We start from the raw sequence: 13061 nt of genomic DNA on the forward strand, positions 1-13061 counted from the left end.
CAGAAATCACACGATTTCCAGCTCGCGGAAGGGCTTCCCGGCGATCACCCGCGCGACCGACAAGTCGCTGAGGTCGATCGACTGCCAGGCGCCCGTCAGCACATGTTCAGCAAGACCCCGCCCGACCGCTGGCGCCTGCTGAAGCCCATGTCCCGAGAAACCGTTCATCAGGAAGAGGTTTGGCAGGTCCGGATGTGGCCCGAGGATCGCGTTCTGGTCGAGCGTGTTGTAGGCGTAGTGACCAACCCAGTGGCGCACCACCTTCACGGCATCAAAGCCGGGGGCGCGGTTCCACAGAAGCGGCCAGATCGCCTCTTCGAACAGATGAAGATCGGGTTCGAAATCGTCGGGGTCGCAGGGGCCGTCCTGCTCGGGAACAGTGGCGGTGATCCAGTGCTTGTCCTCGGGGCGGATGTAGAATCCGGCGTCGATCAGTAGCGGCGCGTCGGGATGCCGCGCGTTCGGCGCGTCGATCACGAATACGGTGCGCTTGCGCGGCTCCACCGGCAGATCGAGGCCAGCCCATCGCAGCACCTCGGCCGCGCGGGTGCCGGCGGCGTTGATGGCTGCTGCGCACTCCACCCGGCCGCCCTTCTCCAGATGGACGGCGACCACCCTGCCCCCGACCATGTCGAGGCCAGTCGCCCGGTCAGTCACAAAGGTCGCGCCCTGCGCCTTGGCTGCGGCACGGAAACCGTTCATCAGGCCCATATTGTCGAACCAGCCCTCATCGCGCTGTCCGAAGGTGGCGGCAAGCAGATCGTCGGTCTTGAGCCAGGGAAAGCGCGCTGCGACCTGCTCGGGTGACCAGAGCTCGGTCGCCGCCCCCTCCTCGCGCTGCATGGCCGCGATCTCGGCCAGCTTCCCGGCGCCTTCCGCGGTCGAACTCAGGAAAAGATAGCCGTTTTCCTTCAGTCCAAGCGATCCCACCCCGACATCGACGCCAAGGCTCTTCTGGAAATCGCGAATGAACCCGATGCCGAAGCGAGAGATCCGCACGTTCACGCGGGTCGAGAACTGCATCCGGATCGAGGCAACGGAAAGCGCGGTCGAAGCTTGTGAGAAACTCGGGTCGCGTTCGGCCACCAGCACCTTGAGGCCGGGCTGCATGCGGGTCAGCCAATAGGCGACGGACGACCCCATCACCGCGCCGCCGATCACCACAACGTCATAGGACTGCGTCATGCCCCGCCCCTGCCCTTCTCTTGTTCCGAAATATCCTACGGGGGGTCCGGGGGGTGTAAAACCCCCCGGGCGTTGTCAAATGCGCATCATCCGATGCAGGACATACCGTTTCCCAAATGAAAACGGTGCGAGCCATAGACCCGCACCGTTTCCAGTTTTGCAATTGAAAGCGATCAGCCCTGAAGCGCCTTGGCGACTTCGGCGGCGAAATCCTCTTCCTTCTTCTCGATGCCTTCGCCGACCATGACCCGGGCATAGCCGGTGATCTCGACACCGGCCTCTTTCGCGGCCTGCTCGACGGTCAGGTCGGGGTTGATGACGAAGGCCTGGCCCAGAAGGGTGTTCTCGGCGAGGAACTTCTTCATCCGGCCCGGGATGATGTTGTTGTGGATCACCTGCTCGGGCTTCGGCTTGGCCGAGGATGCGTTCTCTTCCAGGGCCTTGGCGGTTTGCACAGCCAGTTCGCGCTCGAGGATCGACGGCTCCAGCGTGGCTTCCGACAGCGACAGCGGCGCGGTGGCGGCGATGTGCATGGCGAACTGCCGGCCGATGGCCTGAGCCTTGTCCGCCGGGCCCTTCAGCGCGACGAGCACGCCGATCTTGCCCAGGCCGTCGCCGACCGAGTTGTGCACATAGGAGACGATGGTGTCGCCTTCCAGGATGTGCATCCGGCGCAGCGTCATGTTCTCGCCGATGCGCGCGATCGCTTCGTTGATGACTTCGTAGACCGGCTTGCCGTTCAGATGCGCGGCTTTCAGCACTTCGATGTCATTGCCGGTGGTGAGCGCCACGTTGGTGACTTCGTTCACCAGCGCCTGGAAATCGGCGTTCTTGGCAACGAAGTCGGTTTCCGAGTTGATTTCGACGGCGACGCCCTTGCCGTTCGACACGGCCACGCCGATCAGGCCTTCGGCGGCCACGCGGTCGGCTTTCTTGGCGGCTTTTGCCAGGCCCTTGGTGCGCAGCCAGTCAACGGCCGCTTCCATGTCGCCATTCGTTTCGGTCAGGGCGCGCTTGGCGTCCATCATGCCTGCGCCGGTGGATTCGCGCAGTTCTTTCACCATCTGAGCGGTGACGGTCATATCCCGGCTCTCCTCAATTCATTGGGTCGTCCGGCGGAGGTCTATCCCCGCCGGATCAAGACTTTGCGACAGCCGATCAGGCGTCGGCGATGGCCTCTTCCTCGGGCGCGGTTTCCAGCGCGCCAAGGTCGACGCCGGCGGCGCCGAGCTGGGCCGACATGCCGTCAAGCGCGGCACGGGCGACGAGGTCGCAATACAGCTGGATCGCGCGGGCGGCGTCGTCGTTGCCCGGGATCACGTAGTTCACGCCCTTGGGCGAGTTGTTGGTGTCGACCACGCCGATGACAGGGATGCCGAGCTTCTGCGCCTCGAGGATGGCGAGATCTTCCTTGCCAACATCGATCACGAACAGCAGGTCCGGGGTGCCGCCCATTTCACGGATGCCGCCGAGCGAGGCCTGCAGTTTGGCCTGTTCGCGTTCCATGTTCAGCCGCTCTTTCTTGGTCAGGCCCTCGGCGCCGTGCTCCATCAGCTCGTCGATCTGCTTCAGGCGCTGGATCGACTGCGAGACGGTTTTCCAGTTGGTGAGCGTGCCGCCCAGCCAGCGGTGGTTCATGTAGAACTGCGCCGATTTCTCGGCAGCTTCGGCGATCGGCTTCTGCGCCTGGCGCTTGGTGCCTACGAAGAGGATCCGGCCGCCCTTGGCGACGGTGTCGCGCACGACCTGCAGGGCCGCGTCCAGCATCGGGACGGTCTGGGTCAGGTCGATGATGTGGATACCGTTGCGGTCGCCGTAGATGTACTCCGCCATCTTCGGGTTCCAGCGGGCGGTCTGGTGACCGTAGTGAACGCCAGCTTCCAAGAGCTGACGCATCGAGAAATCAGGGAGCGCCATGTCCATTCCTTTCCGGTTTCGCGCCTCGGCGGAAGGATTTCAGGGTTTCCCCCAACCGGTGGACCGACAGGGATTTCTCCCCTGCAAGCCCGCCTTCCGCCTGTGAAGTGCCGCGCGTCTAGACGGTTTCTCGCGGAATGGCAAGGGGCGGGCGTGCAATCGCCCGCCATTGGCGACCCGGCCCCTCTGACGCTGTACCGGAGGATCACTCCAGACAGGCGGCCCCGATCGCGGCGATATGGCGATGATCGGTTCCGCAGCACCCGCCGAGGACGCGAACCGCAGGCAGCATGTGCAGAAGCTGCGCATAGTCCTGCGCCAGGTCCTGGGGATCGCCTGCATCCAGTTCGGTCGCCTCGTCAAGCTCGGCATGGCTGCGCCGGGATGCATTGGCGCGGATCGAGCCGATGCGACCGATCCAGTCGCCCTTGAGATGGTCGCGGAAGTGGTCGGGATGTGCGCAGTTGATGCCATACCACATCGGGTAGCTGCCGGTCGCCGCATCGGTCTCGGTGATCGCCTCGGCCAGCGTCGTTCCCGATATCAGGCGCCCGTCGGTCTCCACCGTGAAGGACAGCAGGACTGGCATCTTCACCTCGCGCGCAGCTTCGGCGATGCCGATCGCCTCGCCAGTCGAACTGAGCGTGTAGGCGCCGATGAAGTCTGCCCCGGCTTGCGCCAGGATCTCGACCTGCGGGCGGTGGTAATCGCGGGCCTCTTGCGCGGTCAGCACCCGGTCCGGCGCATAGGCGTCGCCATGCGGACCAAGGACGCCTTCGATCAGACTCGGCACATCGGGAAATTCGTCGCGCAGGCTTTCGGCAAAGGCGACCGAGCGGCGATTGGCTTCGTCGATCTCGTCATCGGTCAAGCCGAGGACTGGCCCCCAGCCCCGGCTTGCCCGCCAGGTTGCAGTGCCAAGGACCAGGCCCGTCTCATGCGCGCGCGCGGTCTCCAGCATCTCTCGGAAATAGCGCTGGAGGGCGGCCCTCCCCTCGGCAGTCTGCAATAGCGGAAAGGATGCGAAACCAGGCAGTTCGAAGCCTTCCAGAAAGATCAGCGTGGTTTCGAGCCCGCCATCGGACAGCCAGGGTCGGCCATTGCTGCGCGCCAGAAGATGCTCCGACATAGCGAGGGACATTACACACACCCCGAGTGCTGGATTTCCCAGGCAACTTCCCCAAGGTATGCATCCTAGCACAAATTCCATATCCGGGATACGTTTATCATCTTGGCAGCACCGCTACTCGCCCTGCGAGATCGAGTGGAGATAGGCCAGGATCAGGTCCTGCACGGTCGGGTCGGTGATCCCGGCATGGCGCATCTTCGTGCCGGGCAGGAAGCTTGTGTTGTCTGCCATCCAGGCGCGCAGCAATTCGTCGGTCCAGACAAAGCCAGCCTCGGCCAGCGCATCGGAATAGGGGTATCCGGCAAAGCTCCCTGCCTGGCGTCCGGCGACGTCGTCGAGCGGCGGACCGAAGGTGGCGCCCGCGGCGTCGGGGTTGTGGCACTGGCCGCAGGCCTGGTCGAAGGCCTGCTGGCCTGCCGTCACCTTGATCGGGTCAAAGTCGAGCTGCCCGGTCTCGGCAAGGGCTGGCCCAGCAAGGAACAGAAGTGCCACGATACGAAGCATGGGAAAGACCTCCGGTTGTGCTGCCAGCCTCTGCCGGCCGCGCTGCCCGCGCCTTGATGCGCATCAAGTGCTAGTACCACATGTCGTCCATCGCCGCCTTCCGGCGGTTCACGAAGTCGAGAAGTCCGTCGCGGATCCCCTCGTCCAGCGGCGGGGCCTCGTATTCGGCAAGGGTCTTCTTCCAGGCGCGGTTGGCACGGGTGGCGGCATCGGTCGCGCCATTGGCTTCCCATTTCTCGAAGGGCTCGTTGTCGGCGAGGTCCGAGGTCCAGTAGGCGGTCTCGTAATGGGCGATGGTGTGGGCGCTGCCGAAGAAATGGTTGCCGGGGCCGGTCTCGGCGAAGGCATCGAAGGCGAGGTCCTCGTCCGAGACCCCTACCCCGTCCAGATAGGAATGCAGCGCGCCGCAGAGATCGGCGTCGAGCATGAACTTCTCGTAGGACATGCTGAGCAGGCCGTCGAGGAACCCGGCGGAATGCAGGATGAAGTTGGCGCCGCACTGGACGGCCGCCAGCATCGACATCGCGCCTTCGGTCATCGCCTGCGCGTCGGGCAGTTTCGAGGTGGTGAAGTTCCCCGAACAGCGCAGCGGCAGGTTCAAGCGCCGCGCCAGCTGCCCCACCACCATGCTGCCGATCGCCGGTTCCGGCGTGCCGAAGGTGGGCGAGCCCGAGCGCAGGTTGGTCGAGGACAGGAAGTTGCCGAAGATCACCGGCGCGCCGGGGCGTTCGAGCTGGGTCAGCGCGCAGCCGGCCATGGTCTCGGCGAGGCTCTGGGCAATGGCGCCGGCATTGGTCACCGGTCCCATTGCGCCGCCAAGGATGAAAGGCACCACCACCGCCGCCTGATTGGCGCGGGCATAGGCGCGCAAGCTGCGGGTCATGGTGCCGTCCCAGACAAGCGGCGAGTTGACGTTGACGTTGCCGAGGATGACGCAGTTCTGATCGACGAAACCGGCCCCGAAGGCGATGCGGGCCATCTCGATGGACTCTTCCGAACGCTCCTCGGCGGTGACCGAGCCCATGAACGGCCGGTCGGAGAGCGTCAGATGCGCCAGAACCATGTCGAGATGACGCTTGTTCACCGGTATATCGGTCGGTTCGCAGATCGTGCCGCCCGAATGGTGCAGCCAGGGCGAGGACTGGGCCAGACGGATGAAATTCTGGAAATCGTCCAGTGTGCCGAAGCGGCGGCCCCGGTCGAGGTCCATCACGAAGGGCGAGCCATAGGCGGGCGCGAAGACGACGTTCTTCCCGCCGATCCGCACGCTGTTTGCCGGGTTGCGGGCATGTTGGGTGAACTCGGCAGGCGCGGTTTTCAGGATCTCGCGCAGTAGACCCGGTTCGAAGCGGACATTGACGCCGTTGATTTGCGCCCCCGCCTGCTTCCAGTGGTCGAGCGCCACCGGATCGTCGCGGAAGTCGATGCCGATCTCGGCCAGGATTCGGTCGGCCGTCGCCTCGATCCGGGCCAGCGCCTCGTCCGAGAGGATATCGTAGGTCGGGATGTTCCGGCTGATATAGGGGCGGCCAAGGGCGTGTTTCCCCTGCCGCTCTGCCTGCCGGGCCTGCCGTCCGCTGCGTGCCGGTCGTGTCTCGCCCATCTTGGTCTCCCTGGCCCTTTTCTCGCAGCAAATGCGGGAAAGCCCGGGCGGGCATCGCGAAAAGCGACGGTTTCGCGACGCCCCTTGTCGCTTACTGCCCTCAGGTCACCACGTCCGGCGCCGAGCGGCCGGTATGTTCCTCGATCCGGGCCAGACCATGCGCGGCGCGGATCACCGGGCCGAGCGCGATCTGCGGGTCGAGGCCGAATTTCGCCGGGTCCTCCTCGTAGCGTTCGAGGTAGAGGCGTAGCGTTGCGCCTTCGGTTCCCGTGCCCGACAGGCGCAGCACGATGCGGCTGCCATCTTCGAACAGGATGCGCACGCCCTGCTTGCGGCTGACCGAGCCATCGACCGGATCGGTGTATTCGAAGTCGTCGGCATCGGCGATCATCATGCCTTCGACCTGATGCCCCGGCATCGACGGCAGCGCCGCCCGCAGCGCCGCCATCATCGCGTCGGCCTTCTCGGTCGGGATCGCCTCGAAGTCATGGCGCGAGTAGAAGTTGCGCCCAAACGATGACCAGTGCGAGGTCAGGATCTCGGCCACGCTTTCCTTTCGGACGGCGAGGATGTTGAGCCACATCAGCACCGCCCAGAGCCCGTCCTTCTCGCGCACATGGTCTGATCCGGTGCCGAAGCTTTCCTCGCCGCAGATCGTGGCCTTGCCGGCGTCGAGTAGGTTGCCGAAGAACTTCCAGCCGGTGGGGGTTTCATAGCTGCCGATCTTCAGCGCCGCCGCCACCCGGTCAGCCGCCGCCGAGGTCGGCATCGAGCGCGCCACGCCCTTCAGCCCCGCCTTGTAGCCGGGCGCGAGCGTCGCATTCGCCGCCAGCACCGCGAGGCTGTCCGAGGGCGAGACATAGGCATTACGCCCGACGATCATGTTGCGGTCGCCGTCGCCATCCGAGGCCGCGCCGAAATCCGGCGCGTCCGCGCCGAACATCTCGTCCATCAGCTCCTTTGCCCAGATCGGGTTCGGATCGGGATGCATCCCGCCGAAATCGGGCAAGGGTGTGCCGTGGACGACGGTGCCCTTGGCCGCGCCAAGGCGGTTCTCGAGGATCTCGGTGGCGTAGGGCCCGGTCACCGCGCACATCGCGTCGAAGCGCATCCGGAATCCAGACTTGAACATCGCCCGGATCGCATTGAAATCGAACAGGCTTTCCATCAGCGCGGCGTAATCGGCAACCGGATCAACGACATCGACCGTCATTCCGGCAAGCGAGGTGCGCCCGACTTTCGACAGGTCCACATCCTGGCTTTCGACGATGTGGTACTGCGTGATTTCAGTCGTGCGCGCATACATCGCCTCGGTCACCGCCTCGGGCGCCGGGCCGCCGTTTGGCATGTTGAACTTGACGCCGAAATCCTCATTCGGGCCGCCGGGGTTGTGGCTGGCCGACATGATGATCCCGCCGTCGGTCTTGTTGAGGCGGATCAGGTGGCTCGCCGCCGGTGTGGAGAGGATCGCGCCCTGCCCCACGATCACCCGCGCCGCGCCGTTCGCCGCCGCCATGCGCAGGATCACCTGCGCGGCGCGATCGTTGAAGTAGCGCCCGTCACCGCCCAGAACGAAGGTCTTTCCCTTGGCGCCCACCACGTCGAAGATCGACTGGACGAAGTTCTCCAGATAGTGGCGCCCCATGAAGACCGGCGTCTTCTTGCGCAGGCCCGAGGTGCCCGGCTTCTGCCCGGCAATTGGGGTCGTGGCGATGATGTGAACGCTCATGGTGCTCCTCCGGCTGGTCCAGTCGCTTCGAACAGCAGCACGGATTGGGCCGGGACTGCAATCCTTGCGAGGCAGGCTTCTTCTTCGATTTCAGGGCGGGTCGTGTCGAGGATCAGTCGCCAGCCCGCTGCCGTGTTGGGCAGGACCGCCGCACAGGCCGGACCAGAGTTGAACAGCGCATAAAGCGCGTCGGTCCCGGCGGACCCTTCCTCGGCCGCCCGGCGCAGCTCGACGCCAAGGCATCGGAAGGCGGGATCGTGCCAGTGTTCGGGCCGGGGCGTCGTGCCATCTGCGCAGCGCCAGATCACGTCGGGCAGGCCGTCGGCCTCGCGCAGCTGGGCATGGAGAAAGCGCTTCTGGCTCAGGACCGGATGGCTGCGGCGCAGGCGTGCCAGCCGGGCGACGAAGGCGGTCAGTTCGTGGTCGGAATTGCTCCAGTCGATCCAGCCGGTTTCGTTGTCCTGCGCATAGGCGTTGTTGTTGCCGCCCTGGCTGTTGCCGATCTCGTCCCCCGCCAGGATCATCGGCGTTCCCTGCGCCAGCAGCAGCGTGGCGAGGAGGTTGCGCTTGCGCAGCGCGCGCGCCGCCAGAACCTTGGGATCACCGGTTGGCCCCTCGACACCCATGTTGTCGGAGTGGTTCTCTGAATGGCCGTCGCGGTTGTCCTCGCCATTGGCGAGGTTGCGCTTGACGGTGAAGCTGACAAGGTCCTCAAGCGTGAAGCCATCATGGGCGGTCAGGAAATTGACCGATGCGGTTGCGGGCCTGCCATTGCGGTCAAAGCGTTCGGCCGATCCCAGAAGGCGGCTGGCAAGGTCGGGAGTCAGGCCCGCATCGCCCTTCCAGAACCGCCGGACCCCGTCGCGGAAGCGGTCGTTCCATTCGGCAAAGGGATGGGGAAAGCTGCCCAGTTGGTAGCCGCCGGGGCCGATATCCCAAGGCTCGGCGATGAGTTTTACCCGGGCCAGCACCGGATCCTGCCGGACCGCGTCGAAGAAGCCGCCATTCGCGTCGAAGCCGCCCGGCTCGCGCCCCAGGACCGGGGCAAGATCGAAGCGGAAACCATCGACGTGAAAGGTTTCGACCCAGTAGCGCAAGGAGTCCATCACCATCCGCAGCACTGCCGGATGGGTCAGGTTCAGCGTGTTTCCGGTGCCGGTGTCGTTGACATAGTAGCGCCCGCCCTCGACCAGCCGGTAGTAGCTGCGGTTGTCGAGACCGCGAAAGCTGAGCGTCGGGCCGAATTCGTCACCCTCGCCAGTATGGTTGTAGACCACGTCCAGGATCACCTCGATCCCGGCGGAATGGAGACGGTGGACCATGGCCTGCACGTCCCGCAGACCGCCGCGGCCAAGGTATCGGGGTTCCGGCGCGAAGAAACCGATGGTCTGGTAGCCCCAGTAGTTCTTCAGCCCCTTCATCACCAGAAAGCGGTCGTCGACAAAGGCCTGGATCGGCATGAGTTCGACCGCCGTCACGCCGAGCGACAGCAGATGGTCGATCACCGCATTCGAGGCGAGGCCGGCGATCGTGCCACGATGGCTTTTCTCGACACCGGGATGCAGCATGGTCAGGCCCTTGGGATGAGCCTCGTAGATCAGCGTCTCGGACCAGGGGCGGTGCGGCGGCAGATCCTCGCCCCAGTGGAAGGACGGGTCGGTCACCACGCATTTCGGCATTGCAAAGGCGCTGTCGCGGGTATCGAAGGACAGGTCTGCCCGCGGACTGCCGACCTTGTAGCCCATCAGCGCATCCGACCAGCGCAGCCGCCCGTCATAGGCGCGGGCATAGGGGTCGAGCAGCAGCTTGTTGGGGTTGAAGCGGTGACCTTGTTCGGGCGCGTAAGGCCCATGGGCGCGGTAGCCGTAGAGCGCCCCCGGCATCAGCCCCGACACGCGCATATGCCAGATGTCGCCGTCCCGCTCGGTCATCGGCAGGCGGGCGATCTCGCGCCGACCGTCCGGGGCGAAGAGGCAAAGCTCGATCTTCTCGGCATGGGCGGAGAAGACGGCGAAATTCACGCCGTCGCCATCAAAGACCGCCCCCATCGGCCAGTCTCGCCCGGTCGAGATGTCGTGGCCCGCCAGCCGCGCAGGCGGGCATTCCGCCGTCGGTGTCATCCGATCAGGCTTTCGTAGAGTCGGGCATAGGCCGCGGCCGAGGTTTCCCAACCCACCGGATGGCGCATCGCGTTCCGCTGCACCTGTGCCCAGGCGGTGGAATTGGCGTGAAGATCGATCAGCTTCTTCAGCGCCTGCGACAGGCCAAGCGCATCGGTGGGATAGAAGACGATGCCCGTTGCGGTTCCCGCCGCCTCGGTCGCGGGGGACAGCCCGATGACCGTATCGGCCAGCCCGCCGGTCAGGGCTACCACTGGCAGGGTGCCATAGCGCAGGCCATACATCTGCGTCAGGCCGCAGGGCTCGAAGCGCGATGGTACCAACACGGCATCCGCTCCGGCGAACATGCGGTGGCTCAGCCCCTCGTCATAGCCGATGCGCACGCCGACCCGGCCGGGATAGCGCGCGGCAAGGTTGTGCATCGCCGCCTCGAGTGCCGGATCGCCCGATCCGAGCACAGCCAGCCCGCCCCCCGCCTCGATGAAGCCGGGGATGGCATCGGGCAGCAGGTCGATGCCCTTCTGATCGGTCAAGCGACTGACGACGATGGCCAGGGGCCCGGGAACGTCCAGCGCGAATTCCTGCGACAGGGTCATGCGGTTCGCGGCCTTCTTCTTCGGCGTCTTCACCGAATAGGCACTGATGCCGGGATCCGCCTCGGGCGACCAGACGGCGGTGTCGACCCCGTTCAGGATGCCAAAGACCCGATCGGCGCGGGCCGAGATCACCCCCTGCAGCCCCATGCCGAATTCCGGGCGCATCAGTTCCTCGGCATAGGTGGGCGAGACGGTGGTGATCGCATCCGCCGTGACCATACCCGCCTTCAGCGACGAAAGGCCGCCGAAGTACTCCAGCGCCCCCGGATGGAACTCGTTCCCCGGCAGCCGCAGCGGACCGAGCAGAGCAGAGGGCGCCCAGCCCTGGAAGGCGACGTTGTGGATGGTGATGACAGACACGACATCGCCCTGCCCGTGATAGCGCAGATAGGCCGGGGCAAAGCCCGCCTGCCAGTCATGGGCATGAAGCACGTCGGGCTTCCAGCCGCCCGCGCCGTTGCGGGCGATCTCTGCCCCGGCCCAGCTCAGCGCGGCAAAGCGGAAGGCGTTGTCGGGCCAGTCTCCGCCCGGACCGACATAGGGCCCGCCCTCGCGGTCAAAGAGATGCGGGGCGTCAAGCAGCATCAGCGACAGGCCCTGCGCCTCGCCGGCGAATACCCGCGCGGGGCCACCGAACAGGTCGGCCTCGAACCAGACCTCGTCCATATCCCCAAGCCGCGACCGCAGCGACCGGTAGGCGGGCAGCAGCACCCGCATGTCCCAGCCGACCGGCTTCAGCGCGGCGGGCAGAGCGCCCACGACATCCGCCAGCCCGCCTGTCTTGAGGAACGGCACGCATTCCGAGGCCACCGAAAGAACCTGACCGCTCATGCCTGCCCTCTTGCTAACTTCTATTCAAAAATATCCTCGGGGGGTGACCTGGCCGCAAGACCAGGAGGGGGGCAGACAGCCCCCCTGCCCGGTCCGGCCTATTTCCCGAGCTTCGCCGCCCGCGCATTCAGCATGTCCTGGGTGATGAGGACAATCCCCTGCTCGGAGCGGCGGAACCATTTCTCGTCCTCATCGGGGTCCTCGCCGACCACGAGCCCCTCAGGGATGACGACCCCCGAGTCGATGACGCAGCGGTTGAGCTGCGCCTTCCGGCCGACCTCGACGTAAGGCAGCGCCACGACATATTCGAGCGCCGAGTAGGAATGCGTTCGGACGCCGGTAAAGAGCAGGGAATTGCGCACCTCGGACCCCGAGACGATACAGGCGCCCGACACCAGCGAGGAAATGGCCATACCGCGGCGGCCATCCTCGTCATGAATGAACTTGGCGGGGGGCACGAGTTCGGCATAGGTCCAGATCGGCCAGCCATTGTCGTAGATGTCGAGCTTCGGAACGAAATCCGTCAGGTCGATATTGGCCTGCCAATAGGCGTCGATGGTCCCCACGTCGCGCCAGTAGGGTTCCTCCTCGAGCCCGCTCGTCACACAGCTTTCCGAGAAGCGGTGCGCCATGGCCTTGCCGTTCTTGACGATGTCGGGGATCAGGTCGTTGCCGAAATCATGGCTCGAATTCGGGTCGGCCATGTCCTTCAAGAGCAGGTCGCGCAGGAAGGCCCAGTCGAAGACATAGATGCCCATCGATGCCAGGGCATGGTCCGGGTCGCCCGGAATTCCCGGCGGGTCCTTCGGCTTCTCGACAAAGGCGGTGATGCGGTCGGTCTTGTCGACATGCATCACCCCGAAGGCGGTCGCCTCCATCCGCGGCACGGTCAGGCAGCCGATGGTCACGTCCGCGCCGGTCTCGACATGCTGGCGCAGCATGATCTCGTAATCCATCTTGTAGACGTGGTCGCCGGCAAGGACGATGACATACTGGATGCCGTAGCTGTCGACGATGTCGATGTTCTGGGCCACCGCATCGGCGGTGCCGAGATACCACTTGTTCTCGTCCACCCGCTGCGACGCGGGCAGGATGTCGAGATATTCGTTCCGTTCCGCCCGGAAGAAGTTCCAGCCGCGCTGACAGTGGCGGATCAGGCTGTGCGCCTTGTACTGGGTGGCGATCGCCATCTTCCGGATGCCGGAGTTCAGCGCGTTCGACAGGGCGAAGTCGATGATCCGGGCCTTGCCGCCGAAATAGACGGCCGGTTTCGCGCGGCGGTCGGTCAGCTCCTTGAGCCGGGACCCCCTCCCTCCGGCAAGCACGAAGGCCATGGCCTGCGACGACAGCCGCGTATTCGGTCTTGGTTTCATCCCTTCCTCCCGTGACATTCTGGGGCGCCGGCCCCGGTCTTTTGTTTGCAACTCGAATTCCGTTTGGTCCGCAG

At 65.2% G+C, this 13061-nt stretch carries 10 protein-coding genes; all 10 read right to left on the minus strand.

The annotated features are described in order from the left end of the window. Positions 1–6 precede the first annotated feature (6 nt). Complete coding sequence (locus L0V05_RS14095) at positions 7–1185, minus strand: NAD(P)/FAD-dependent oxidoreductase (RefSeq protein WP_234871516.1); 1179 nt, start codon at positions 1183–1185, stop codon at positions 7–9. A gap of 173 nt (positions 1186–1358) precedes the next feature. Continuing rightward, entirely contained in the window at positions 1359–2267 is a 909-nt protein-coding gene (tsf, locus tag L0V05_RS14100) for a translation elongation factor Ts (RefSeq protein WP_234871518.1), read from the minus strand. Positions 2268–2343: 76 nt separating this feature from the next. After that, entirely contained in the window at positions 2344–3108 is a 765-nt protein-coding gene (rpsB, locus tag L0V05_RS14105; protein WP_234871520.1) for a 30S ribosomal protein S2, read from the minus strand. A gap of 199 nt (positions 3109–3307) precedes the next feature. Then, positions 3308–4231: a homocysteine S-methyltransferase family protein gene (locus L0V05_RS14110; RefSeq protein ID WP_234871522.1), complete on the minus strand. Its 924-nt coding sequence runs from the start codon at positions 4229–4231 to the stop codon at positions 3308–3310. Between the two features lie 114 nt (positions 4232–4345). Next, complete coding sequence (locus L0V05_RS14115) at positions 4346–4735, minus strand: c-type cytochrome (RefSeq protein ID WP_234871524.1); 390 nt, start codon at positions 4733–4735, stop codon at positions 4346–4348. A 70-nt stretch (positions 4736–4805) separates the two neighbouring features. Continuing rightward, positions 4806–6338, minus strand: a complete 1533-nt coding sequence (locus L0V05_RS14120; protein ID WP_234871526.1) for a trimethylamine methyltransferase family protein — start codon at positions 6336–6338, stop codon at positions 4806–4808. Positions 6339–6438: 100 nt separating this feature from the next. Further along, positions 6439–8067: an alpha-D-glucose phosphate-specific phosphoglucomutase gene (locus tag L0V05_RS14125; protein ID WP_234871528.1), complete on the minus strand. Its 1629-nt coding sequence runs from the start codon at positions 8065–8067 to the stop codon at positions 6439–6441. Further along, positions 8064–10187, minus strand: a complete 2124-nt coding sequence (gene glgX, locus L0V05_RS14130; RefSeq protein WP_234871530.1) for a glycogen debranching protein GlgX — start codon at positions 10185–10187, stop codon at positions 8064–8066. Before glgX ends, L0V05_RS14125 begins: the two co-directional genes overlap by 4 nt. Then, positions 10184–11614, minus strand: a complete 1431-nt coding sequence (gene glgA / locus L0V05_RS14135) for a glycogen synthase GlgA (RefSeq protein WP_234871532.1) — start codon at positions 11612–11614, stop codon at positions 10184–10186. The genes glgX and glgA overlap by 4 nt, the downstream gene beginning before the upstream one ends. 98 nt (positions 11615–11712) lie before the next feature. Beyond that, a complete protein-coding gene (gene glgC / locus L0V05_RS14140) occupies positions 11713–12987 on the minus strand; it encodes a glucose-1-phosphate adenylyltransferase (RefSeq protein ID WP_234871533.1) in 1275 nt (424 codons plus the stop codon). Between the last annotated feature and the right edge of the window lie 74 nt (positions 12988–13061).

Source organism: Alitabrizicola rongguiensis, assembly GCF_021491355.1.
Taxonomy (GTDB): Bacteria; Pseudomonadota; Alphaproteobacteria; order Rhodobacterales; family Rhodobacteraceae; genus Aliitabrizicola; species Aliitabrizicola rongguiensis.

Bases quoted from the DNA above. Each gene is read 5' to 3' on its own strand.
- L0V05_RS14095 (WP_234871516.1), bottom strand. From the start codon at position 1,185: ATGACGCAGTCCTATGACGTTGTGGTGATCGGCGGCGCGGTGATGGGG.
- tsf (WP_234871518.1), bottom strand. From the start codon at position 2,267: ATGACCGTCACCGCTCAGATGGTGAAAGAACTGCGCGAATCCACCGGC.
- rpsB (WP_234871520.1), bottom strand. From the start codon at position 3,108: ATGGACATGGCGCTCCCTGATTTCTCGATGCGTCAGCTCTTGGAAGCT.
- L0V05_RS14110 (WP_234871522.1), bottom strand. From the start codon at position 4,231: ATGTCGGAGCATCTTCTGGCGCGCAGCAATGGCCGACCCTGGCTGTCC.
- L0V05_RS14115 (WP_234871524.1), bottom strand. From the start codon at position 4,735: ATGCTTCGTATCGTGGCACTTCTGTTCCTTGCTGGGCCAGCCCTTGCC.
- L0V05_RS14120 (WP_234871526.1), bottom strand. From the start codon at position 6,338: ATGGGCGAGACACGACCGGCACGCAGCGGACGGCAGGCCCGGCAGGCA.
- L0V05_RS14125 (WP_234871528.1), bottom strand. From the start codon at position 8,067: ATGAGCGTTCACATCATCGCCACGACCCCAATTGCCGGGCAGAAGCCG.
- glgX (WP_234871530.1), bottom strand. From the start codon at position 10,187: ATGACACCGACGGCGGAATGCCCGCCTGCGCGGCTGGCGGGCCACGAC.
- glgA (WP_234871532.1), bottom strand. From the start codon at position 11,614: ATGAGCGGTCAGGTTCTTTCGGTGGCCTCGGAATGCGTGCCGTTCCTC.
- glgC (WP_234871533.1), bottom strand. From the start codon at position 12,987: ATGAAACCAAGACCGAATACGCGGCTGTCGTCGCAGGCCATGGCCTTC.